The 23,934-nt window shown below is 71.0% G+C and carries 22 protein-coding genes; 12 read left to right on the top strand and 10 right to left on the bottom strand.

Annotated elements, in window-relative coordinates:
- The first annotated feature begins 156 nt into the window (after positions 1–156).
- Positions 157–1,116 (top strand): LysR family transcriptional regulator, encoded by a 960-nt coding sequence (locus AB0I51_RS30160; protein WP_362980486.1) that lies wholly within the window; start codon positions 157–159, stop codon positions 1,114–1,116.
- An 82-nt stretch (positions 1,117–1,198) separates the two neighbouring features.
- On the opposite strand, the gene AB0I51_RS30155 is transcribed toward AB0I51_RS30160, so the two are convergent.
- From AB0I51_RS30155 to mgrA, 9 genes are all read right to left on the bottom strand, one after another.
- A complete protein-coding gene (locus AB0I51_RS30155) occupies positions 1,199–2,413 on the bottom strand; it encodes a VWA domain-containing protein (RefSeq protein ID WP_362980484.1) in 1,215 nt (404 codons plus the stop codon).
- The gene (locus tag AB0I51_RS30150; protein WP_362980482.1) at positions 2,410–3,036 is read right to left on the bottom strand and encodes an SRPBCC family protein; all 627 of its coding nucleotides are present in this window, start codon (positions 3,034–3,036) and stop codon (positions 2,410–2,412) included. The genes AB0I51_RS30155 and AB0I51_RS30150 overlap by 4 nt, the downstream gene beginning before the upstream one ends.
- Positions 3,033–3,926, bottom strand: coding sequence for a MoxR family ATPase (locus AB0I51_RS30145; RefSeq protein WP_362980480.1), 894 nt, complete (start codon positions 3,924–3,926; stop codon positions 3,033–3,035). The genes AB0I51_RS30150 and AB0I51_RS30145 overlap by 4 nt, the downstream gene beginning before the upstream one ends.
- On the bottom strand, positions 3,923–4,798 hold the full coding sequence (locus tag AB0I51_RS30140) for an XdhC family protein (protein WP_362980478.1): 876 nt from the start codon (positions 4,796–4,798) through the stop codon (positions 3,923–3,925). Before AB0I51_RS30140 ends, AB0I51_RS30145 begins: the two co-directional genes overlap by 4 nt.
- 11 nt (positions 4,799–4,809) lie before the next feature.
- Positions 4,810–7,206, bottom strand: coding sequence for an aerobic carbon-monoxide dehydrogenase large subunit (locus AB0I51_RS30135; RefSeq protein WP_362980476.1), 2,397 nt, complete (start codon positions 7,204–7,206; stop codon positions 4,810–4,812).
- Positions 7,203–7,724, bottom strand: a complete 522-nt coding sequence (locus AB0I51_RS30130) for a (2Fe-2S)-binding protein (protein WP_362980474.1) — start codon at positions 7,722–7,724, stop codon at positions 7,203–7,205. The genes AB0I51_RS30135 and AB0I51_RS30130 overlap by 4 nt, the downstream gene beginning before the upstream one ends.
- Positions 7,725–7,726: 2 nt before the next feature.
- Positions 7,727–8,608, bottom strand: a complete 882-nt coding sequence (locus AB0I51_RS30125) for a xanthine dehydrogenase family protein subunit M (protein WP_362980472.1) — start codon at positions 8,606–8,608, stop codon at positions 7,727–7,729.
- 110 nt (positions 8,609–8,718) lie between these two features.
- Positions 8,719–9,717, bottom strand: coding sequence for a Dyp-type peroxidase (locus AB0I51_RS30120; RefSeq protein ID WP_362980470.1), 999 nt, complete (start codon positions 9,715–9,717; stop codon positions 8,719–8,721).
- A 52-nt stretch (positions 9,718–9,769) separates the two neighbouring features.
- A complete protein-coding gene (gene mgrA, locus AB0I51_RS30115) occupies positions 9,770–10,813 on the bottom strand; it encodes an L-glyceraldehyde 3-phosphate reductase (protein ID WP_362980468.1) in 1,044 nt (347 codons plus the stop codon).
- 314 nt (positions 10,814–11,127) lie between these two features.
- On the opposite strand from mgrA, the gene AB0I51_RS30110 reads away from it, so the two are divergent.
- From AB0I51_RS30110 to AB0I51_RS30075, 8 genes are all read left to right on the top strand, one after another.
- Positions 11,128–11,352, top strand: a complete 225-nt coding sequence (locus AB0I51_RS30110; protein WP_362980466.1) for an LLM class flavin-dependent oxidoreductase — start codon at positions 11,128–11,130, stop codon at positions 11,350–11,352.
- Positions 11,283–11,525 carry an LLM class flavin-dependent oxidoreductase gene (locus AB0I51_RS30105; protein ID WP_362980464.1) on the top strand — a complete coding sequence of 81 codons (243 nt, stop codon included), beginning with the start codon at positions 11,283–11,285 and terminating at the stop codon, positions 11,523–11,525. Before AB0I51_RS30110 ends, AB0I51_RS30105 begins: the two co-directional genes overlap by 70 nt.
- Before the next feature lie 65 nt (positions 11,526–11,590).
- On the top strand, positions 11,591–12,988 hold the full coding sequence (locus AB0I51_RS30100; RefSeq protein WP_362980462.1) for an AMP-binding protein: 1,398 nt from the start codon (positions 11,591–11,593) through the stop codon (positions 12,986–12,988).
- A gap of 10 nt (positions 12,989–12,998) precedes the next feature.
- Positions 12,999–13,436, top strand: coding sequence for a Fur family transcriptional regulator (locus AB0I51_RS30095; RefSeq protein ID WP_362980460.1), 438 nt, complete (start codon positions 12,999–13,001; stop codon positions 13,434–13,436).
- A gap of 33 nt (positions 13,437–13,469) precedes the next feature.
- A complete protein-coding gene (gene katG / locus AB0I51_RS30090; protein ID WP_362980458.1) occupies positions 13,470–15,683 on the top strand; it encodes a catalase/peroxidase HPI in 2,214 nt (737 codons plus the stop codon).
- A 111-nt stretch (positions 15,684–15,794) separates the two neighbouring features.
- The gene (locus AB0I51_RS30085; protein ID WP_362980456.1) at positions 15,795–17,375 is read left to right on the top strand and encodes a serine/threonine-protein kinase; all 1,581 of its coding nucleotides are present in this window, start codon (positions 15,795–15,797) and stop codon (positions 17,373–17,375) included.
- 10 nt (positions 17,376–17,385) lie between these two features.
- A complete protein-coding gene (locus AB0I51_RS30080; RefSeq protein ID WP_362980454.1) occupies positions 17,386–17,838 on the top strand; it encodes a flavodoxin family protein in 453 nt (150 codons plus the stop codon).
- A gap of 99 nt (positions 17,839–17,937) precedes the next feature.
- Complete coding sequence (locus AB0I51_RS30075) at positions 17,938–18,168, top strand: chaplin (protein WP_362980452.1); 231 nt, start codon at positions 17,938–17,940, stop codon at positions 18,166–18,168.
- A gap of 78 nt (positions 18,169–18,246) precedes the next feature.
- Here the strand turns inward: AB0I51_RS30075 and AB0I51_RS30070 are convergent, their stop codons facing one another.
- On the bottom strand, positions 18,247–18,921 hold the full coding sequence (locus tag AB0I51_RS30070) for a hypothetical protein (protein WP_362980450.1): 675 nt from the start codon (positions 18,919–18,921) through the stop codon (positions 18,247–18,249).
- Between the two features lie 263 nt (positions 18,922–19,184).
- Here AB0I51_RS30070 and AB0I51_RS30065 point away from each other — a divergent pair, with 263 nt between their 5' ends.
- The 3 genes from AB0I51_RS30065 to nhaA all read left to right on the top strand — a co-directional run bounded on the left by AB0I51_RS30065 (position 19,185) and on the right by nhaA (position 23,854).
- The gene (locus AB0I51_RS30065) at positions 19,185–20,105 is read left to right on the top strand and encodes an SGNH/GDSL hydrolase family protein (protein WP_362980448.1); all 921 of its coding nucleotides are present in this window, start codon (positions 19,185–19,187) and stop codon (positions 20,103–20,105) included.
- Between the two features lie 115 nt (positions 20,106–20,220).
- Entirely contained in the window at positions 20,221–21,861 is a 1,641-nt protein-coding gene (gene pgm / locus AB0I51_RS30060) for a phosphoglucomutase (alpha-D-glucose-1,6-bisphosphate-dependent) (protein WP_362980446.1), read from the top strand.
- Between the two features lie 106 nt (positions 21,862–21,967).
- A complete protein-coding gene (nhaA, locus tag AB0I51_RS30055; RefSeq protein ID WP_362980444.1) occupies positions 21,968–23,854 on the top strand; it encodes a Na+/H+ antiporter NhaA in 1,887 nt (628 codons plus the stop codon).
- The last annotated feature ends 80 nt before the right edge of the window (positions 23,855–23,934 follow it).

Here is a 23,934-nt window from a genome sequence, read left to right as displayed (position 1 = left end):
TACGGGCTTTGGCGCACCGCTGAACTCTCCTGCCTGTGCTTTTCCTGTGTTCGTGCCGCTCGCGACGCGACCATGGCTCTCGGCGAACAGGTGCGCTAATTTGAGGTCCACGGCACAGGTGGACGGGCACCCGTGGGTGAGTGCGGGAGGTTCTGGTTGACCCCGGCACAGCTTCGGGCCTTCGCGGCGACCGTCCGCCTCGGTTCAGTGAAGGCCGCCGCGGCCGATCTCGCCGTGACGGAGTCGGCCGTGTCGATCCACATCGCGCATCTGCGCAGAGAACTCGGCGACAAGCTCTTCGCCCGCACGGCCAACGGGCTCGCGTTCACCCCCGGCGGGCTGCGGCTGGCCAGCCGGGCCGCCGAACTGCTGGGACTCCAGGACCGGACGATCCTTGAGGTGAAACAGGCCGGCTCCGGCCGACGGCTGCTGCGCGTCGCCGCGTCGAGCCTGTTCGCCGAACATGCCGCGCCCGGTCTGATCGAACTGTTCGCAGGACGCGCCGACGACCTCGACGTCGAACTGAGCGTGCACAGCCCGCAGAAGTTCGCCTCCCTGCTGCTCACCCGCTCCGTCGACGTGGCCGTGGGACCCCGCCCCGCCACCCTCGACGACTCGCTGACCTGCACGCACTTCCTCAACTACCAGGTCGTCGCAGTCGTGGGGCCCGACCATCCGCTGGCGACCGCGGCGAGTGCCGGTGCCGCCGAACTCCGCGGCCAGACCTGGCTGTTGGGCCCCTCGGCGGTCGGGCGGACGGGCCTGGTGCCGTCGGTACTGCGTCGGCTGGGCATTCCCGAACACAACCAGCGGATCTTCCAGAGCCATGCCGCCTCGGTCGACGAGGCCAAGCGCGGCAAAGGAGTTGCTCTCGCGGTCGCCTTCGCGGTGACGAAGGACCTCGCCCAAGGCGACCTCCGTCAACTGGCCGGTCCGCAACTCCCGGCCCGCGGCTCCTGGAACCTGCTCACCCTGCCCGACCGCGAAGCGCCGCCCGCCGCCGCGGAGTTGCGGCGCTTCGTCACTACGCCGCGGGCCACACAGGCGATGCTGCGGGGTGCGGGGGTTACGGCGGGGCGGTTTCGGCCGGCGATTCATGTGACTTTGTGGAGTTGAGGATTCGGTCCTTCGTCTGCGGGCCCGTGGAGGCTGGTCGCGCCCACACGGCGCAGCCGCTGTCGATACGGCCCCGCGCCCCTCAGGCGCGCTTCCGCCTCCCGAGTTTTGCGATCTCGTCCGGCACCCGCAGCAGTGCGCCGAAGCTGTCGGCCGGCAGCAGCAGGTCGATGTACGGCAGGGCCGCCGTCATCGTCGTCGTGCGGGGTGCGAAGCCGGGGGCGGCGGCCCGGGGGTTGAGCCAGATCACCGTGTGGGCGCGGCGGCCCAGCCTGGCCATGGCCGTGGCCAGGCTGGGCGGCGGATCGCCGTCCCAGCCGTCCGAGGCGATCAGTACGACTGCCCCGCGCAGGGTGCTGCCGTGGTGCGAGGCGAGCAGCGTGCCCAGGCAGTGGGCGATGCGGGTGCCGCCGAACCGGTCGGTGACCCGCTCCGACGCCTCGTCGAAGGCCTCCCGTGCCGAGCGGTGCGCGAGCACCGGCGTGAGCCGGGTCAACGACGTGGCGAACGCGAAGACCTCGGCACGGGTCGTCAGTGCCAGGGCCCGCATCAGATACAGATACGCCACCGCCTGCGCCTGCATCGACCGGCTCACGTCGCACAGCACCACGACGTGCCGCGGCCGGTCCACCGGTCCCGCCCGGACCAGCCGTACGGGCTCCCAGCCGGTGCGCCGGGCCCGGGCCACCGTCTCCCGGACCGCCACCCGATGACCACCGGTCCGCACGGCGAGGCGCCGGGTACGGCGCACGGGCCACTCGCCCAGCCGCGACTCCAGCCAATGGCCGAGCAACTCGGCCTGCTCCGGGGAGAGTTCACCGAACGGTGTGTCCACCTCGGCCGCCAGATCGCTCGGCAGGCGCTCGGGCACGGTCAGGGCGTGGTCCGCTCGGTGTTCGGCGGTGTCCACGGCGGGCGGCAGGGTCATCCACGGCAGACCGGCACCGTCGGCGGGGGTGCCGGCGAGGGCGTCGGCACGCGCCCCGTCCCGTCCGCCGGCCCCCGCGTCGTGCCCATTGCGGCGCGCGTTCGGGCCGAGCGCGAGCACCGACTGCCCGAAGACCGCGTCGAAGACCTCGTCGAAGCGGCCCAGTTCGGGTTGGTTGCGTACGAGGGTGACGCGGGCCGTCCAGTACAGCGAGGTCCGCGTTCCGGGCGGGGTCGCTGCGAGCGCGAGCACGAAGTCCCGGGCGGCGGTCGGGCCCACCGGCACGCCGTGCTCCCTGAGCCGGGCGGCCAGCGCGGTGGCGAAGGCGGCCCGGTCGACGGCGGGCAGCAGCCGACCGTCCGGCCTCATCGGACCAGCAGATAGACCACCAGGGCGACGACGACGGCCGCGACCACGGCGGGGATCAGCCGTTTGTACACGGACGAGCCGGCCACCTGCATCAGGTTCAGCGGCTCGGCCACCGCCAATGGCGGTGCCACGGAGGCCGGTTCCGCCTCGGCCCCTGCTTCTTCGGCCGGTTGGTCCTGCGTCGCCAGCAGCTGCGTCTCCACGTTCGCCACGAACTGCGCGAACAGCTTCTCCGAGATCTCCTTGATCATGCCGCTGCCGAACTGGGCCAGCCTGCCGTTGATGTTGAGATCCGTGCTGACCGTCACGACCGTGGCCGCGCCCTCCCCGCGCAGTCGGGCGTCGACCGTCGCGGACGCGTTGCCACCCCCGCGCATGTCCTTGCCGGCCGCGCTGATCACGGCGTGATGGGCGGCCTCGTCCCGCTCCACGAATCGTGCCGTCCCCGCGAACTGGCTAACCATGGGCCCGACTTTGACCCTGACCTTGCCCCGGTGCACATCGCCGTCGACGCCGGTGAGCTCGGCGCCGGGCATGCACGGGGCGAGGGCCTCCAGATCGGTGAGCGCCTGCCACGCCCGCTCGACCGGCACACCGACGCTGAACTCGTTATCGATCTTCATGGTCTCCTCGCTTCTTCGGGATAGCCGAGCGTGTCGAGGGCCCCGATGACGGCGGTGCGGTCGTCGGGGCTCTTGGCGACCGTGCTGAGCGTGCGGACGATGTCGTCGCGGGCCAGCCGGGCTACCCGCAGGGCCGCCAGGGCGGACACCCAGTCGATGGCCTCCGCCATGCCCGGCGCCTTGTCGAGGTCCAACTCCCGCACCCTGCCGATGAATTCGGTCGTGGACGCGATCAGTGGCTCGTTCGCGGCCGGTACCGTGCGGCGCAGGATCTCCACCGTGCGCTCGGGCGTCGGGAAGTCGATCCAGTGGTAGAGACAGCGCCTGCGCAGCGCGTCGTGGAGTTCCCGGCTGCGGTTGGAGGTGAGCACCACGACGGGCGGCCGGACAGCGGTGAAGGTGCCCAACTCCGGGACGCTGATGGACCGTTCCCCCAGGAACTCGAAGAGCAGCGCCTCGAACTCGTCGTCGGCCCGGTCGATCTCGTCGATCAACAGCACGGGCGGCAACGGGCCTTGATGGCGCACTGCCCGCAACAGCGGCCGGTCGAGCAGGAACTCCTCGCTGAACAGGTCGGCGTCGGACAGTTCCCGGCCGTGCGCCTCGGTGAGCCGGACGGCGAGCAGTTGGCGCTGGTAGTTCCACTCGTACAGCGCCTCGCCGGCCGTCAGCCCCTCATAGCACTGGAGCCGGATCAGCGGGGTGCCCAGGGCCTTGGCGAGTGCCTTCGCGGCGCTGGTCTTGCCCACGCCGGGCTCGCCCTCCAGCAGCAGCGGCCGGTCGAGCAGGGTGGCGAGGAGGAGGGCGGTCGCCGTGCCGTCGTCGACGAGGTGGCCGACCTCGTCGAGCCTCCGCCGTACGTCGTCGGCGTCCGTGAAGAGTCCGCTCACCCCGAGGCACCTGTGGACCAGCGGTCCCGGCAGCCGGTCCCGCAGAACCAGAACTCGCCGTCCCCGGTGGTGAGACGAGGTGTGTCGGCGCGCACGGTCACGGTCATCCCGCACACCGGGTCCACGGCCTGGGGCGGTTGCTCGGGCACGGTGGCCTTCGCCGCGTGGACGACTCGCACCACGTCCGCGAGGATCGACAGCGCGATCTCGGGCGGCGTACGGGCGCCGATGTCCAGCCCGGCCGGAGCCTGGACGCGGGCCCGTTCCGCCTCGGTCAGGCCGAGTTCGTCGAGCAGGGCGGCGGCGCGGCGGTGGCTGGCGACCAGCGCGATGTGACCGACCCCGGCGTCGAGGGCGGCGCGCAGGGACTCCGCGTCGCCCCGGCCCTGCCCGGCCACGATCACCGCCGCCGTGTGGTTGCTGGGTGGTCCTTCGGGCAGGGAGCGTGCGGTCGCGTAACCGAGGAGGGCGGCGAACGCGACGCATGCCTCCGCCACCGGCGTGGTCCCGACGACCTCGATCAGCGGCGGCGGCAGCACCGGCTCCAGGAAGATCTCCAACGCGCCGCCGGACAGACAGGGGTTGACGACGACCCGCGCCCCGGGTGCCTCGGGGAACTCGGGGTCCCCCTGCGGCAGGACGCGCAGCAGCAGCGGTCCGCCGTCGTGCAGGGCGCCGAGCGCGGCCGTACGCACCGAGCCCTCGGCGCACTGGCCGCCGACGAAGCCGTCGATGGTGCCGTCGCCGTGGACGATGGCCTCGTCGCCCGGGTGCGCCGAGGCGGGTGCCTGAGCGCGCACCACGCGCGCGTGGACGAACGGCACGCGCCGCTCGGTGAGTTCGAGCGCGCGGGCACTCAACTTGCCGGTCATCACAGCCACCTTCAGATCGGCGGAGTCGGTCGGCCCTGCATCGCCTCCCACACCCGCGAAGGTGTGAGCGGCATGTCCGCGTGCCGGATGCCGTACGGCTTCAGGGCGTCGACCACCGCGTTGACGATCGCGGGCGGCGAGCCGACCGTCGCGGACTCGCCGACCCCCTTGGCGCCGATGGGGTGGTGCGGGGACGGCGTGACGGTGAACCCGGTCTCCCAGTCGGGGACTTCGAGCGAGGTCGGGATCAGGTAGTCCATGAGCGAACCGCTGAGGCAGTTGCCGTCCTCGTCGAAGGAGATCATCTCCATGAGTGCCATGCCGACGCCGTCGGTGAGCCCGCCGTGCACCTGTCCCTCGATGATCATCGGGTTGATGCGGGTGCCGCAGTCGTCGACCGCGACGAAGCGGCGGACGGTCACCTTCGCCGTCCCCGGGTCGATGTCGACGACGCAGATGTAGGCGCCGTGCGGATAGGTGAGGTTCTCCGGGTTGTAGCAGATCTGCGCCTCCAGCCCGCCCTCCACGCCCTCGGGCAGGTCGCCCGCGCCGTGCGCCCGCATCGCGATGTCCTGGATGGTGACGGAGGCCTCCGGGTCGCCCGCGACATGGAAGGACCCCTTCTCCCACTCCAGGTCGGCGACCGACACCTCCAGCATCCCGGAGGCGATCAGCCGGGCCTTGTCCCGCACCTTGCGGGCGACCAGCGCGGCGGCGGCGCCCGAAACGGGGGTGGAGCGGCTGCCGTAGGTGCCGAGGCCGAAGGGGGTCTGGTCGGTGTCGCCGTGAACCACGTCGATGTCCTGCGGCGGGATGCCGAGTTCCTCGGCGACGATCTGCGCGAACGTCGTCTCGTGCCCCTGCCCCTGCGACTGGACCGAGAGCCGTACGACCGCCTTTCCTGTCGGATGCACCCGGAGTTCGCAACCGTCGGCCATGCCGAGGCCGAGGATGTCCATGTCCTTGCGGGGTCCCGCGCCGACCGCCTCGGTGAAGAACGAGACGCCGATGCCCATGAGTTCACCGCGGGCCCGCTTCTCGGCCTGCTCGACGCGCAGCGCGTCGTAGCCGGCGAGTTCCTTCGCGAGTTCCATGGTGGGCGCGTAGTTGCCGGAGTCGTAGACCCAGCCCGTCTTGGTGCGGAAGGGGAACTGCTCGGGACGGATGAAGTTCTTCATCCTCAACTCGACCGGGTCCATGGCCAGTTCGTAGGCGAGGCAGTCCACGATCCGCTCGATCAGGTAGACCGCCTCGGTGATGCGGAAGGAGCAGGCGTACGCGACCCCGCCCGGCGCCTTGTTGGTGTAGACGGCGGTCATCCTGCAGTGGGCGGCCTCGATGTCGTAGCTGCCGGTGAAGACTCCGAAGAAGCCGGCCGGGTACTTCACGGGGGCGGCCGTGCCGTTGAACGCGCCGTGGTCGGCGAGGACCTGGGTGCGGACGGCGAGGATCCTGCCGTCGCGGGTGGCCGCGATCTCGCCGCGCATCACGTAGTCGCGGGCGAAGCCGGTGCTGATGAGGTTCTCCGCGCGGTCCTCCATCCACTTCACCGGCTTGCCGGTCAGCAGCGAGCCGACGATCGCGCACACATAACCGGGGTAGATCGGCACCTTGTTGCCGAAGCCGCCGCCGATGTCGGGGGAGACGACCCGGATCTTGTGCTCCGGCAGCCCGGCGACGATCGCGTAGAGGGTGCGGTGGGCGTGCGGGGCCTGGGTGGTGGACCAGAGGGTGAGGCGGCCGTCGACCTGGTCGTAGTCCGCGACCGCGCCGCACGTCTCCATCGGCGCCGGATGCACACGCGGGTACACGATGTCCTCGGTGACGACGACGTCCGCACGCGCGAAGGCCGCCTCGGTCTCGGCCTCGTCGCCGGTCTCCCAGTCGAAGCAGTGGTTGTCGGCCTTGCCCTCCAGGTCGTCGCGGATGACGGGCGCATCGGGGGAGAGGGCGGTGCGTACGTCGATCACCGGGTCCAGCGGCTCGTACTCGACGTCGATCAGCTCCAGCGCGTCCCGGGCTGCGTAGCGGTCCTCGGCTACGACGAAGGCGACCTCCTGGCCCTGGAAGCGGACCTTGTCGGTGGCGAGGACAGCCTGCACGTCGTTCGAGAGGGTCGGCATCCACGCCAGGCCCTTCTCGGCGAGCATCGCGCCGGTGACGACGAGGCGGACCTTCGGGTGGGCCTCGGCGAGCGTGGTGTCGACGGAGAGGACGCGGGCGTGGGCGAACGGCGAGCGCAGGATCGCCAGATGGAGCATGCCGGGCAGGTCGAGGTCGTCGACGTAGCGGCCCTTGCCGCGGACGAAGCGCGGGTCCTCCTTGCGCAGCATCCGGCCGTGGCCGCAGGGCTTCTTGTCGTTGTCGACGAACGCGGTGCGGTGGCCGTTCTCGGAGACGGCGGTCATGACGCGCTCCCCGAAGCAGAAGCCGACGTGGTCTGAGGTTCCAGGGAAGTCCGGGTGCCCGCCTCCTCGGCCGCCGCCCACCGGATCGAGCGGACGATGGTCGCGTAGCCGGTGCAGCGGCAGATCTGGCCGGAGATCGCCTCCCGGATCTCCGTGTCGGAGGGATCGGGGTTGCGGTCCAGCAGCGCACGCGCCGTCATCATCATGCCGGGGGTGCAGAAGCCGCACTGCAGACCGTGGCACTCGACGAACCCGCGCTGCACCGGGTCGAGTTCACCGTGCTGTTCGAGTCCCTCGACGGTGCGCACCTCGTGTCCGCCGGCCATCGCGGCAAGCACGGTGCAGGACTTGACCGGTTCGCCGTCCAACCACACCACGCACGTACCGCAGTTGCTGGTGTCGCACCCCCAGTGGGTGCCGGTCAGCCGGAGGTGGTCGCGCAGGAAGTGGACCAGCAGCAGCCGCCCCTCTATCTCCCGGGTGACCTCTTCGCCGTTGACGACCATGCTCACCTGCACGATCACACCTCCTGTCCGTCGATGCGGGCCACGGCCCGGCGCAGCACGCGCACGGTCAACTCCCGTGCCAGATGGCGCTTGTACCCGGCGCTGCCGCGCCGGTCGGTCACGGGGGAGCAGGCCTCGGCGGCGATGTCCCCGGCCTGTCCGTACAGTTCCTCGCTCGGGCGCAGGCCGCGCAGGGCGTCGGCGATGCCGGGGATGCCGGCCGTGTTGGGTCCCACGGCGGCGAGCCCGACCCGGGCGTCGGTGATCAGTCCGTCGCCGTCCAGCCACACCGCGGCACCGGCCGAGACCACCGCCCAGTCACCGGCCCGCCGTTCGACCTTCTCGTACGCGCTCGACCCGTTCGGACGGACCGGGAACCGGACCTCGGTGAGGATCTCGGCGTCGCCGACGGCGGTCTCGTACGGTCCCCGGTGGAAGTCCTCCATGGACACGACCCGTTCGCCGTCCATGCCCTGGATCACGCAGCTCGCGTCGAGCGTCGTGCACACCGCGGAGAGGTCCTCGGACGGGTCGGCCTGGCACAGCGAGCCGCCGAGCGTGCCCCGGTTGCGCACCACGGGGTCGGCGATGACGCGCTCGGCGTCACGGAACACCGGGAAGGCGGCGGCGAGTTCGTCCGACTCCAGCAGTTCGCGGTGCCGGGTCATCGCGCCGATACGGATCAGCCCGGGCTCGACCCGGACGTAACCCAGCTCGTCGTGCAGGTCGTTGATGTCGATCAGGTACTCGAAGTTGGCCAGCCGCAACTTCATCATCGGGATCAGACTGTGCCCGCCGGCCACCAGCCGTGCCGTGTCGCCCAGCCGGTCGAGCAGCGCGACCGCCTCGCCCACGCTGCCGACCCGCTGGTACTCGAACGGAGCGGGAACCTGCATACCGCAATCCCCCTGTCTCGCACGGCAGTTGGCCGGTCGGCCGGGTGCCGTGTCCGGGCCTCATTGGGCGCCCGGCGGACGGGGGTGTCAACGGCTGGTTAACCGTTCACTTAAGTTGCTTGTCCGGGGGAGGCGGGCAGGTCGTCGAGGAAGTCCGCGGACGGCACGAAGAAGAGAGTCCCGGTGACGGCCGTGGAGAAGTCCAGGATGCGGTCGTGGGAGGCGGAGTCGGTGCCCAGGAACATGTTGCGCAGCATCTGTTCGGTGACCGAGGGCGTACGGGCGTACCCGATGAAGTAGGTGCCGAACTCGCCCTGTGCCGCGCTGCCGAACGGCATGTTGTCGCGCAGGATCTTCCGCTCGATGCCGTCCGGGCCCGTGATGACGTTGAGGGCGATGTGCGAGTCGGCCGGTTTGACGTCGTCGTCCATCTCCATGTTGGTCAACTTCGTGCGTCCGACGGCCCGTTCCTGCTGCTCGACCGTCAACGCGTTCCAGGCGGCCATGTCGTGGACGTACTTCTGCACGATCACATAGCTGCCGCCCGCGAACTCCGGGTCCTCGCCGCCCACCACCACCGCCCGGCGGGCCGTCTCCCCGACGGGGTTCTCCGTGCCGTCGACGAAGCCCAGCAGATCCCGTACGTCGAAGTACTGGAACCCGGACACCTCGTCGCGCACGGAGACCGCGCCGCCGAGCCGGCCCATGATCTCGGTGGCCAACTCGAAGCAGAGATCGGCCCGTACGGCCTTGATGTGGAACAGCAGGTCACCCGGCGTGGAGACGGCCGTGTGACGGGCGCCGGTGAGTTCGCGGAACGGATGCAGCTCGGCGGGGCGCGGACCGACGAACAGCCGGTCCCACGCCTCCGACCCGATGCCGGTCACACAGCTCAGCCGCCCGTCCGGCGCGCGGAATCCGATGGACCGGATCAACCCGCCCAGATCTGCGAGGAGTTCGCGTGCGGCCTCCTCGCCGCCGGGCTCCACGGTGACGACGAGAAAGGTCGCGCTGGGAGTCAGGGACTCCAGCACCGCCTGCGTGGTCGGGACGGTCCCCTCGCCGCCGACGGTGCCGTCCGTGCTCTCCACCGAGCCGTCAACTGTCATGTACTCCACGCCTCCGCTGTGTCCTGGCAGGTGCCGCCCGGCACCTTGGAACTCAGCCGAGTTTCCCAGTCCGCGCGTCCCGCCACAGATCCACCCCGCCGTCGACGGCGTACGAGTCGATCTCGGCCAGCTCCTCGTCGCCGAAGTCGAGGTTGTCCAGCGCGGCCACGTTCTGTTCGAGCTGCTCCGTGCGGGAGGCGCCGATGACGAGCGAGGTGACCCGCTCGTCGCGCAGCGCCCAGGCGAGCGCCATCTGCGCCAGGGTCTGACCGCGCTTGGCCGCGATGTCGTTCAGCGCCCGCAGCCGGCGCACCATGTCCTCGGTCAGCCAGCTCGCGTCGAACGACGTGCCCTGTGCGGCCCGCGACCCCTCCGGGATCCCGTCCAGGTACCGCCCGGTCAGCAGCCCCTGCGCCAGCGCCGTGAAACCGATGACCCCGAAGCCCTCGTCCCGCGCGGCGTCGAGCAGTCCGTCGTGCTCGATCCACCGGTTGAGCATGCTGTACGACGGCTGGTGGATGAGCAGCGGTGTGCCCAGCTCGCGGAGGATCGCGGCGGCCTGACGGGACCGCTCGGCGTCGTAGGACGAGATACCGACGTAGAGCGCCTTGCCCTGGCGGACGGCGGTGTCCAGCGCGTTCATGGTCTCTTCGAGCGGGGTGCCGGCGTCGAGTCGGTGGGAGTAGAAGATGTCCACGTAGTCGAGGCCGGTCCGCTTCAGGGACTGGTCGAGGGAGGCCAGGACGTACTTGCGGGAGCCGCCGCCCTGACCGTAGGGGCCGGGCCACATGTCCCAGCCGGCCTTGGTGGAGACGATCAGCTCGTCCCGGTACGGCGCGAGGTCCTGCTTCAGCAGCCGGCCGAAGTTGGACTCGGCGGCTCCGTAGGGCGGGCCATAGTTGTTGGCCAGGTCGTGGTGGGTGATGCCGAGGTCGAAGGCGCGCAGCGCGATCTCGCGCTGTGTCTCGAACGGCCGGTCGTCACCGAAGTTGTGCCAGTAGCCCAGCGACAGCAGGGGCAGGTCGAGCCCCGAGCGGCCCGTGCGGCGGTAGCGCATCGTGCTGTCGTAGCGCCCCGGATCTGCGATGTGGTTCACCGCGCCAACTCTGCCCGCGCCCGCCCCGCGCGTCCAACCGATCGCGGTCATCGGATTCAGCAGCGCCGACGCATAATCCGGCAGCGGACCGCCGCTGTTCGGCGGCCCCTCGTTCGTCCCTAGGGTCCTTCTCATGAACTGCGACATATCGGTGGGCGCCGACCCGGTGGGCGTCGGCGAGGAACCGCTGCGGATCGGCGTGCGCGTCCCGCCCTGCGACCGCGCGGACCGGGTGGCCCGGACCGTACGGCGGGCCGAGGAGCTCGGCTTCGACCAAGTGTGGTTCCCCGACTCGCGGTTGCTGTGGCGGGGACGTGGTCACCACCCTCACCGCCGCGGCCTTCGCCACCGAGCGGATCGGCCTCGGCACCGCCGTCACCAACCTGGCCACCCGGCACCCGTCCGTCGTCGCGTCGGCCGCGCGCAGTGTCGCCGAGCTCGCGCCCGGCAGGTTCACCCTCGCCTCGGCGTGGGCAACAGCTCCGTCGCCCCGGTCGGTCTGCGGCAGACCGGCTCGGCGGAACTGCGCGAGGGGCTGACCATGCTGCGCGCCCTGCTGGACGGGCACGAGTGGGACTTCGAGGGCAAGGTCCGCTCCCGGCTCCGCGACCCCCAGCCGTCCGTGCCGCTGCACCTGGCGGACAGCGGTCCCCGGAACCTGCGCCTCGCCGGGGAGATCGCTGACGGAGCGGCGTCTCACCGCGCACCCTGACCGCCGCCGCGGCCCGGGTACGGGAGGGCGCCGAGGCGGCCGGCCGGAGCGCCGCGAAACTGCCGGTGACCGTGTCCGCGTTCTGCGAGGTGACCGACGACGTCGAGGCCGACGCCCGCCTGATCAGACCGATCTGCGCCTCGATCGCCCAGAACGGCGGCGCGTCCTTCCTCGCCCTCGCCGGCATCGACGTGGACGTCCCCGCGACGGTCGAGGGCGTCTACCCGGACCTCGTGCACGCCGAGGACTGGGACACGGCCGTGGAGATCTGCTCGGCCTGGGGCGCCGGCGGGGACGACGTACTCGCGCCCGGCATGGCGCCCGCCGTACCGGCGGCCCAAGTGTGGCCGGACGGCACCGCGTTCGTGCTGTTCACGTCCGGTGCCACGGGGGCGGTGCGCGGGGTGCGGTGCCCGCACGCGCAGACCGTCTGGTGGGGACGCGACGTCTCCGACTCGCTCCGCCTCACCGCCGACGACGTGCTGTACACCTGCCTCCCGCTCTTCCACACCAACGCGCTGAACACCCTGGCGCACGCCATGGCGGTCGGCGCGAGCTGTGTTATCGACGAGCGGTTCTCGGCGTCGCGGTACTGGGGGCGAGTGGCGCAGGCCGGGGCGGCCGTCGTCCATCTGCTGGGCGCGATGGTGCCGGTGCTGCTCGCGCAGCCGCCGGGCCCCGCCGACCGCGCGCACCGGGCCCGGCGCGGGCTCTCCCCGGCCACTTCGGGATCCGCGTGGGAGCCGTTCCGCGAGCGTTTCGGGGTCACGCTCGTCGACGGGTGCGGGTCGACGGAGACCAACCTCGTGATCGGGTCCACGCCCGAGGAGCAACGCCCGGGCTACGTCGGCACCGTGCGCGAGGGCTTCGCCGCGCGCGTGGTCGACGAACTGCTCGACCCCGTGCCGGACGGAGTCCCCGGCGAGCTGCTCGTCCGCAGCGCACACCGTTTCGCCTTCTGCACCCTCTACTTGGGGGAGCCCGAGCCCGGTCCGAGAGTGGCGGCGCACCGGCGACCGGTGGTGCGTGAGCCCGACGGGTGGTTCCGGTTCGTCGACCGGACCAAGGACGTCATCCGGCGGCGCGGCGAGAAAGTCTCCTCGTACGAGGTGGAGTCCGCCGTCCGCGCGCACCCGGCGGTCGCGGACGCGGCGGCCTTTCCCGTGCCCTCGGAACTGGCCGAGGACGAGGTCATGGTTGCCGTGGTCCCCGTGCCCGGGCAGGTGCTGGACCTCCGGAACCTCGTACGCCACTGTGCGCAGGAGCTGCCCCCGTTCGCGGTGCCCCGTACATCGACACCGTCCGTGAGCTTCCGCTCACCGGGACCGGCAAAGTCCGCAAGGCAGCATTGCGGGAACGTGGCGTCACCGCCACCACCTGGGACCGCTCCAAATCGCCCACCCCGGGACGACATCAAACTTGAACTGTTTGTTTTCTTGAATCACTCGTGTTTATGGCTGTAGGTTGAGCGCCATGACCGCTTCCCCGCCTCCGACCACCGCCGAGGAGCTGCGCGGTGTCGGCCTGCGGGTGACGGCAGCCCGCGTCGCACTGCTGGAGACCGTCAGGCACGGTGACCACCTCGATGTCGAGGCGGTCGCGGCCGGGGTCCGTGACCGCGTAGGACACATATCGCTCCAGGCCGTCTACGACGCCCTCCACGCGCTGACCTCGGCCGGACTCATACGCCGTATCGAACCGGCCGGCAGTCCCGCCCGCTTCGAAGGACGCGTCGGCGACAACCACCACCACGTCATGTGCAGGTCGTGCGGTGTCGTCGCCGACGTCGACTGCGCGGTCGGCGAGGCACCCTGCCTGACCGCCTCCGACGACCACGGCTTCTCGATCGACGAGGCCGAGGTCATCTACTGGGGTCTGTGCCCCACCTGTACCGCTGCCCCCAGTTCCTGAGTCACGTGATCCACCCCGTTTGGAAGGATTCCCATGTCTGAGAACCACGACGCAATCGTCACGGACGCGAAGTCGGAGGATGCCGGGGGCTGCCCCGTCGCGCACGGACGCGCCCCGCACCCGACCCAGGGCGGCGGTAACCGTCAGTGGTGGCCCGAGCGCCTCAACCTGAAGATCCTCGCCAAGGACCCGGTGGTCGCGAACCCGCTCGGCGCGGACTTCGACTATGCCGCGGCGTTCGAGGCCCTCGACCTCGCGGCCGTCAAACAGGACATCGCCGAGGTACTCACCACCTCGCAGGACTGGTGGCCGGCGGACTTCGGCAACTACGGCCCGCTGATGATCCGTATGGCCTGGCACAGCGCCGGCACCTACCGCATCAGCGACGGCCGCGGCGGTGGCGGCCGCGGTCAGCAGCGCTTCGCCCCGCTGAACAGCTGGCCGGACAACGGCAACCTCGACAAGGCCCGCCGTCTGCTGTGGCCCGTCAAGAAGAAGTACGGTCAGTCCATCTCCTGGGCCGACCTCATGATCCTCACCGGCAACGTCGCGCTGGAGACGATGGGCTTCGAGACCTTCGGCTTCGGCGGCGGCCGCGCCGACGTCTGGGAGGCCGACGAGGACGTGTACTGGGGTCCCGAGACCACCTGGCTCGACGACCAGCGCTACACCGGCGACCGCGAGCTGGAGAACCCGCTCGGCGCCGTCCAGATGGGCCTCATCTACGTCAACCCCGAGGGCCCCAACGGCAACCCGGACCCGCTGGCCGCGGCCCGCGACATCCGTGAGACCTTCCGTCGCATGGCGATGAACGACGAGGAGACCGTCGCCCTCATCGCCGGTGGCCACACCTTCGGCAAGACCCACGGCGCCGGTCCGGCCGAGTCGGTCGGCGACGACCCCGAGGCCGCCCCGCTGGAGCAGCAGGGCCTCGGCTGGAAGTCCACCTACGGCACCGGCAAGGGCGGCGACGCCATCACCTCCGGCCTCGAGGTCACCTGGACCACCAAGCCGACCCAGTGGAGCAACGACTTCTTCGACATCCTCTTCGGCTACGAGTGGGAGCTGACCCAGAGCCCCGCGGGCGCCAACCAGTGGGTGGCCAAGGACGCCCAGGCGGTCATCCCCGACGCGCACGACGCGTCGAAGAAGAAGCTCCCGATGATGCTCACCACCGACCTCTCGCTGCGCTTCGACCCGATCTACGGTGAGATCTCGAAGCGCTTCCACGAGAACCCGGCCGAGTTCGCGGACGCCTTCGCCCGCGCCTGGTACAAGCTGACCCACCGCGACCTGGGCCCGAAGTCCCTCTACCTCGGCCCGGAGGTCCCGTCCGAGACCCTGCTGTGGCAGGACCCGCTGCCGCAGGCCGAGGGCGAGACCATCGACGCCGCCGACGTCACGGCCCTCAAGGCGAAGATCCTCGCCTCGGGCCTGACCGTCTCGCAGCTCGTGTCCACCGCGTGGGCGTCCGCCTCCACCTTCCGTGGCAGCGACAGGCGCGGCGGCGCCAACGGTGCCCGCATCCGCCTGGAGCCGCAGCGCGGCTGGGAGGCCAACGACCCCGACCAGCTCGCTCAGGTGCTGCGGGTCCTCGAAGGCATCCAGCAGGAGTTCAACTCCGGTGCCAAGAAGGTCTCCCTGGCCGACCTGATCGTCCTCGGCGGTGCCGCCGCGGTCGAGAAGGCCGCCAAGGACGGCGGCGTCGACGTGGAGGTTCCCTTCACGCCGGGCCGTGTCGACGCGACCGAGGAGCACACCGACCCCGAGTCGTTCGCCGCGCTGGAGCCGACCTCCGACGGCTTCCGCAACTACCTCGGCAAGGGCAACCGCCTGCCCGCCGAGTACCTGCTGCTCGACCGGGCGAACCTGCTCACGCTGACCGCCCCCGAGCTGACCGTCCTCGTCGGCGGCCTGCGCGTCCTGGGCGCCAACCAGGGCCAGTCCACCCACGGTGTCCTCACCGACAAGGTCGGCACGCTGACGAACGACTTCTTCGTCAACCTGCTCGACCTGGGCACCACTTGGTCGTCGACCTCCTCGGACCAGCAGACCTTCGAGGCCCGTGACGCCTCCGGAGCGGTCAAGTGGACCGGCACCCGTGCCGACCTGGTCTTCGGCTCGAACTCCGAACTCCGCGCGCTCGCCGAGGTCTACGCGAGCGACGACGCGAAGGAGAAGTTCGTGAAGGACTTCGTCGCTGCCTGGGCCAAGGTCTCCGACCTGGACCGCTTCGACCTGATCTGAGCAGTCCGCAGCACCTGACGTCCGGGTCGGCCCACACGGGTCGGCCCGGCCGTTTCTCAATCACCGAACGTGCGGCACAGGAGTGCACGTTCGTCACATAAGCTCCTCCGCATGAACGAGGGGGAGCCCGACAGACGGGTTGTCGACGGCCGCTTCGAGCTGGAGTCCCGGCTCGGTGGCGGTGGCATGGGCACGGTGTGGCGCGCCCGCGACCTGCTGCTGCACCGGTATGTCGCCGTCAAGGAGGTCCGGCCGCCGGACGTCGACCTCGCCGAGTACGACCTCGGCGCGGCCGAGATGCTCCGCCAGCGCGTTCTGCGCGAGGCGCGCGCCCTGGCCCGGGTCGAGCACCCGAACGTGGTGACGATCCATCACATCGTCGACGGCGGCGAGGGCACCTACCCCTGGCTCGTCATGGAACTCGTCCAAGGCGGTTCCCTGGCCGACCGGTTGGAGCGGGGACCGATGGCACCGGCGGAGGCCGCCCGGCTCGGCTCCGGCGTGCTCGACGCCCTCAACGCGGCGCACGAGGCGGGCGTCCAGCACCGCGACGTGAAACCAGCCAACGTCCTGCTGCGCGCCGACGGCCGCCCCGTCCTCACCGACTTCGGCATCGCCGCGATCCGCGACGCCACCGCCCTCACCGCCACCGGCTCCATCATCGGCACCCCCGACTACATGGCCCCGGAGCGCGTCTCCGGCCACAGCGGCGGACCCGCCGCCGACCTGTGGTCGCTGGCGATGATGCTGTACGTCGCCGTCGAGGGCCACCACCCGCTCCGGCGCGGTACGACCCTGGCCACGCTGGCCGCCGTACTCCAGGAGGAGGTCCCGCCACCGGTGCGGGCCGGGTCGCTGACGCCGATGCTGTCGTGTGTGCTGGTCCGTGATCCCGAGGCACGGCCGGACGCGGGGACGGTGGGCAGGATGCTGGCCACGGCCGCGGCCCAGCCGGTGGCCCGCGGCCCCGAGACCACGTCGTACCCGCTCGCACCCCCGGCCCCGCCGGTACTGCCGCCCACTGACGACATGGGGGCGGTACGTCGACGCGGGCGACCGGGCGTTGCGGTCGCCTCCAGCGTCGTGGGCGTACTCCTTGTCGGCACGCTTGCCTGGAAGGTGCTGCCGGGTGCGAACAGCAACGACAAGGGTGCGACCACGTCTCCGGGTGCGACCGGACAGACACCGCAGAGTTCACCCACGGCCGCGCCTTCCGGCTCGGCCTCCGCGAAGACCACCGACCTGCTCACCCCCAACGGCATCCGTACCGCGATCAAGGCCATCGAGGAGGAGACGGGGCGGGACAGCTTCGGCGACTTGAGCGTTTATCCCGAATACGTCATTGCAGAGGTAATGGTCAAGGGCAGCAAGACCAAGTACGACACGTACACGTACCGCCCCGGTAGCGGCGTGGAGAAGGGGATCATCAACGGCAAGTTGGGGGAGGGGTGGGAGCCGGTGGACCTGCGGAAGTTCCAGTGGGACGCCGTTCCGGCATTGCTCGCCCGCGCGGCGAAGGTGCTCAAGGTAAAGAATCCGACATCCCGCTACTTGTTGGTCGCGGGCATGTGGAAGGTCTTCGACGACCCTGCGCACATGTCCGTTTACCTGGGCGACGAATACGGGTCGAGCGGCTATCTGCAGGCCGATCCACAGGGCAAGGTGACCAAGGTGATGCCCGCCGAAGAGTAGGTTTCGGCAGGTGCCCACCTTGCTGATTGTCCATCACACCCCCTCGCCCAGCTGCCAGGCGATGTTCGAGGCCGTCCTCGCCGGGGCGACAACCCCGGAGATCGAGAACGTGCAGGTCGTACGGCGTGCCGCCCTCTCCGCGACCGTGTCGGACGTGCTGGCCGCCGACGGCTGTCTGCTCGGCACGCCCGCGAACCTCGGTTACATGTCCGGTGCCCTCAAGCACTTCTTCGACCAGATCTACTACCCGTGCCTGGACGAGACGCGCGGCAGGCCCTTCGGGTACTACGTGCACGGCGGGAACGACGTGACGGGAGCCGTGCGGGGGATCGAGTCGATCACGACCGGGCTGGGCTGGCGGCGCGCCGCGGACCCGGTGACGCTCACCGGCGAGCCGGACAGGGCGGGCACCGAGGCCTGCTGGGAACTCGGGGCGACGGTCGCCGCCGGACTGACGGCCTGAGACGGGGGCGCCACCCGTTCGGACGCCGAAGAGTGTCGTCACCCCTGGGAGCACCCTCAGCGTGGAGGGACATGCCCCTCCGAGTGACAGGAGTTCTCCATGAGGAAGCGTCTGACGGCCGCGGTGGGTCTGGCTGGTGCGTCACTGCTGCTGTGCGCCGGTACGGCGAGCGCGGACCCCGACCCCGTCGGCGTCGCCGTCGACAGCCCCGGCGTGCTCTCCGGAAACGTGGTTCAGATACCCATCGACCTGGACCTCAATGTGTGCGGTAACTCGATCAACGTGATCGGTCTGCTGAACCCGGCGCTGGGCAACCACTGCGAGAACTGACGAGCGATACCGCGAACGAGCCGTGGGCCCCACGCCCGCGGCTCGTTCCGTGTGCAAGGGATGCAAGGTAGACGGCTGTCAGGGGACGTCGGTCAGCCGGTGCAGGGGAGTGCCGTGGGCCCAGCGCCGTAATCGTGTGCCGTCGATGAGCTGGACGCCGCCCTGGCGGCGCGCCCACTGCACATCACGTCCGCTGAAGGTCCCCCGGTGGACGACGAGCTGGAGGTGCGGCCCGGAGCCGGCCGTGCGCCCCGAGCGGGTGGGTGCCTCCTCGTCGGGCAGCGGTTCGGCGACCGGCCGGAAGGCCACCTCCAGACGGCGACCGCGCCGGTCGCGGGCCCGGACCTGCGGCTGGCCCAGTGCGTCGGGCCGGGCGAGCGCCCGCCAGCCGTCGCGGCGCAGCATCCGGGACACGGCCAGCGCGAGGCCCTCCACATCCAGGTCGGCGATCTCCTCGGGCGTGTAGAAGCCCAGGCGGCGACGGGCCAGCGGCCGGTGGTGCACGACCGCGGCCACGGCGAGCACACCGAGCAGCGCCAGACCGCCGACGAGAGCGGCGGTACCGAGGGCGCGGTACGCCACGGCGAGGCCGGCCACGATCCCGCACACGACGACGGCCACGACCACGAGCGCGGGCAGCACCTCGGGCAGCCCGGGGCCGTAGCGGCCCTGGGCGCGCAGCGCGCGGATCGTCTCCCGCCGCCGAGCACGGCGTGACGCGCGCTTCTGGTGCCTCTGCAACCTCTGCGTCAACAGGGCCAACTCCCCCCACCCCCAAGCGCGTTGGCGCCTGCCGTACAGATACCCGGCGGAGGCGGTCCATGTGCGCGGCGCCGGGAACCGGCCACCGAAGCGGCCGAACCATTTCGGCGCGCCTTGCCCCTGGGGGCATCGAACTGCTCCCTCCCGACCTCTGGCCCCGGGGACATACCGCCCGGTATACAAGGCCAGTTGAACGAGAGACGACCACGTCGGGGTGTCCTGTCGCGCCGTCTCCTACCTGGGGGAGGAACTCCATGAACCGTGAGACGCATCCGGCCGCGTCGGCACACCACCGCGGCAGGGCCGTGGCGGTCGCGGCGGCGGTCAGCGGCTGCGCCCTCGTCGTCGCGTCCGCGGCACCCGCGGCGGCACACGACTCGGGACACGACCACGACCGCACCACGCAGTACGTGGCGCTCGGGGACTCCTACACGTCGGGCCCGTACATACCGACCCAGGTGGACGCCAACTGCGCCCGATCCGACCACAATTACCCCTCGGTGGTGACGGCCGCCGAAAGAGGAACCGTCCTGAAGGACGTGAGCTGCAGCGGGGCGACGACCGCGGAGATGTGGCAGGCGCAGGGCACCAACCCGCCCCAACTGGACGCCGTGCAGCGGAACACGGACCTGGTGACCGTCCAGATCGGCGGCAACGACATCGGGTTCAGCACCATCATCGGCACCTGCGCCAAGCTCAGCGCCACGGACCTGGCGGGCAACCCGTGCCAGCAGTACTACAACTCCTCGGGCGCCGACCAGTTGGCGCTGACCATCCTCAACACCGCGCCCAAGGTGGCCAAGGTGCTGCGGGCGGTCCACAAGAAGGCACCGCACGCGCGCGTGCTCGTCGTCGGCTACCCGGACCTCCTGCCCGACGACGGCAGCGGCTGCTATCCCTCGGTGCCGTTCGCGGCCAAGGACTTCCCCTACCTCCGGGACACCGGGAAGCGCCTCAACCTGATGCTCCGTCTGGTCGCGGCGCTCAACGGCGCGGAGTACGTCGACACCTACGGCCCGACCGTCGGCCACGACATGTGCAAGGCCCCTGCCGACCGCTGGATCGAGCCGCTGCAGCCCGCCTCCCCGGCGGCTCCGGCGCACCCCAACGCGAAGGGCGAGGCGGCCATGGCGGGCGCCGTGCTGGAGCAACTGGACCGGCGCCACCGGTACTGACCGACAGCGCAGGCCCGGGTTTTCCACAGGCGGCGGGGGTGTACTCGCGAAACGCGCCCCTGACGAGGAAAGATGGGGCCGTACGCGAAGTCGGTCGACACGGAGGAGCGGGCAGATGCCACACGAGCGAGCGGGCGAACAGGCCCGCGCCGAGGATCTCGTAGACGTAGCCCGACTGGTCACCGCGTACTACGCGCTGCACCCGGACCCCGCCGAGCCGGGGCAGCGCGTCGCGTTCGGCACCTCCGGGCACCGCGGGTCGTCCCTGAACACCGCGTTCAACGAGGACCACATCGCCGCCACCAGCCAGGCCATCTGCGAGTACCGGGCCGGACAGGGCACCGACGGCCCGCTCTTCCTCGGCGCCGACACCCACGCCCTGTCCGAGCCCGCGCAGGTCACCGCGCTGGAGGTGTTCGCCGCCAACGAGGTCACCGTCCTCATCGACAGCGCGGACGGCTACACGCCCACTCCAGCGGTGTCCCACGCCATCCTCACCCACAACCGCGGCCGGACCTCGGGCCTCGCGGACGGCGTCGTGGTCACCCCCTCGCACAACCCGCCCGCCGACGGCGGCTTCAAGTACAACCCGCCCAACGGCGGCCCGGCCGGCTCCGAGACCACCTCCTGGATCGAGGACCGCGCCAACGAGATCATCGCCGGCGGAATGAAGGACGTACGCCGAATCCCCTACACACAGGCGCTCGCCGCCCCCGGCACGGGCCGCTACGACTTCCTCGGCAGGTATGTCGCCGACCTGCCGAGCGTCCTCGACCTGGACGCGATCAGGACGGCCGGGGTGCGGATCGGCGCCGACCCGCTGGGCGGGGCGTCCGTCGCCTACTGGGGCCGGATCGCCGAGGAGCACCGGCTCGACCTCACCGTGGTCAATCCGCTCACGGACCCGACCTGGCGGTTCATGACGCTGGACTGGGACGGCAAGATCCGCATGGACTGCTCGTCGCCCTACGCGATGGCCTCGCTGATCGCGCAGCGCGACCGCTTCGATATCGCCACGGGCAACGACGCCGACTCCGACCGGCACGGCATCGTCACGCCGGACGCGGGCCTGATGAACCCCAACCACTATCTGGCCGTGGCCATTTCGTACCTCTACGCCCACCGCGAGCGGTGGCCCGCCGACGCGGGGGTCGGCAAGACGCTGGTGTCCTCCTCGATGATCGACCGGGTCGCCGCCGACCTCGGGCGCCGGCTCGTCGAGGTGCCCGTCGGCTTCAAGTGGTTCGTGGACGGACTGGTCGACGGTTCGCTCTGCTTCGGTGGCGAGGAGTCGGCGGGCGCGTCCTTCCTGCGCCGGGACGGCTCCGTGTGGACCACCGACAAGGACGGCATCATCCTGGCGCTGCTCGCCGGCGAGATCACCGCGGTCACCGGGAAGACACCCTCGCAGCACTACGCCGCCCTCACCGACCGCTTCGGCACCCCGGCCTACGCCCGGATCGACGCCCCCGCGTCACGCGAGGAGAAGGCGCTGCTCGCCAAGCTCTCGCCCGCTCAGGTCACCGCCGACACCCTCGCCGGTGACCCCGTCACAGGCGTGCTGACCGAGGCGCCCGGCAACGGCGCGGCCCTCGGCGGCATCAAGGTGACCACCGCCAACGCCTGGTTCGCGGCGCGGCCCTCCGGCACCGAGGATGTGTACAAGATCTACGCCGAGTCCTTCCTCGGCCCCGACCACCTCGGTCAGGTGCAGGAGGAGGCCAGGGCCGTGGTCGGGGCGGCACTTGGCGGCTGACCCGGACTGTCGGCCGTGGCGCGCGGGCTGTCGTAGGAATGAATGGTGCGGCAGCCGGTGTTGGGGCGACACGTGAGTCATGACGCAAGGTGGAGTTGAACCCCGTATGTCCTTCGAAGCCACCGACTACACGGGGCAGACCACGTGCGGCGACGAAGCCCGCACTCCGCTGCGCGACTTCCTGCGGACCGAGACCGGAAGCGCCGCCGTCCTGGTGGCGGCGGCGCTGGTCGCGCTCGTCTGGGCCAACGTCATACCGTCGGCGTACGAGTCGTTCTGGCAGACCCACCTCTCCGTCCGGCTCGGCTCGCACGGGATCTCCCTCGATCTGCGCGAGTGGGTCAACAGCGGGCTGATGACGCTGTTCTTCCTCGTCGTCGGCCTGGAGGCGCGCCGCGAGTTCGATATGGGCGAGCTGCGCGAGCGCAAGCGACTGGCCCTGCCGCTCGTCGCGGGCCTGAGCGGCATGCTCGTGCCGATCGGCATCTACCTGGCGATCAACGCCGGCCGTGGCACGGCGGACGGCTGGGGCGCGGCGATGTCCACCGACACGGCGTTCGCGCTGGGCATGCTGGCCGTCGTGGGCCGGGGCATGCCGCCCGGACTGCGCGTCTTCCTCCTCACGATCACCGTCGTCGACGACTTCCTGGCGCTCCTGGTCATCGCCGTCTTCTACAGCGACCACATCGTCGTACCGGCGCTCCTCGTCGCCGTGGGGACGTTCGGCGTGATCGCGCTGCTGCTGCGGCGGTTCAGGGTGCGCCGGGGCCCGGTGTACGCCCTGCTCGGGCTCGTCGCCTGGGTCGCCCTGCTGAAATCGGGCGTGGACCCCGTCGTCATCGGGCTCGCCATGGGGCTGATCACGTTCGCCTATCCGGCGGGCCGTGACGACCTGGAACGCGCCACCGGACTGTTCCGGCTCTTCCGCGAGCAGCCCACCCCCGAGCTGGAACGCGACGTACGGGCCGGCATCGCCGCGTCCATCTCCCCGAACGACCGTCTCCAGCGCATGTACCACCCGTGGGCCAGCTACGTCGTGGTCCCGCTGTTCGCGCTCGCCAACGCCGGCCTGCAGATCAGCGGGGAGCAGCTGGCCAGGGCCTTCACCTCGCCCGTCGGGCTGGGCATTCTCATCGGGTACGTGGTCGGCAAGCCGCTCGGCATCCTCTCCTCGACGGTGCTGACCAGCGTCCTGTCCCGCGGCCGGATCCGGCCGCCGGTCGGCTGGGGCGCCGTGACCGCGGGCGGCACCCTGGCGGGCGTCGGCTTCACCGTCTCCCTGCTGATCGCGACGCTCGCCTTCGACGGGACCACCCTGGAGGACGCGAAGACGGGCATCCTCAGCGCCGTCGTCGGCTCGTTCCTGGTCGCCCGGCTGGTCACCGGGGTGATCGGACTGCTGCCGCCGCAGATCCGGCCCCGGGTGCTGTTCGGCAGGGCGGAGACCATCGTGGACCTGTCCGTCCCCGTCGACCCCGACCGTGACCACCTGCGCGGCCCGCGGCACGCCCCGGTGACCGTCGTGGAGTACGGCGACTACGAGTGCCCGTACTGCGGCCAGGCCGAGCCGGTCGTCCGTGAACTGCTCGGCGAGTTCGGGGACGAGGTGCGCTACGTGTGGCGGCACCTCCCGCTCACCGACGTCCACCTGCACGCCCAGCTCGCCGCCGAGGCGGCTGAGGCCGCCGCGCTGCAGGGCCGTTACTGGGAGATGCACGACCTCCTGATGAGCCACCAGGGCGCCCTGCGTCTCAAGGACCTGCGGGGCTACGCCGAACAGCTCGGCCTGGACACCGCCCGCTTCGAACGGGACATGCGGGCCCATGCCGGGGCGGGCCATGTCGCCGAGGACGTGGAGTCGGCCGACCTCAGCGGGGTGGCGGGCACGCCCACCTTCTTCGTGAACGGCCGCAGGCACTACGGCGCGTACGACATCGACGGTCTCTCCCAGGCCGTCCGGGCGGCTCGGGAGCGGGCCGCGCTACGGGTCTAGGCGGCGGGAATGCGCCGAGGGGTGCCGGTGTTGGAACGCATGTAGCTGACATGCTCGGGACAAGATCCCGGGATGTGGGC

The sequence above is a fragment of the Streptomyces sp. NPDC050549 genome, assembly GCF_040655035.1.
GTDB lineage: Bacteria > Actinomycetota > Actinomycetes > Streptomycetales > Streptomycetaceae > Streptomyces.
Note: the sequence above shows the minus strand (reverse complement) of the source record. Positions and strands in the feature narration are given on the sequence as shown.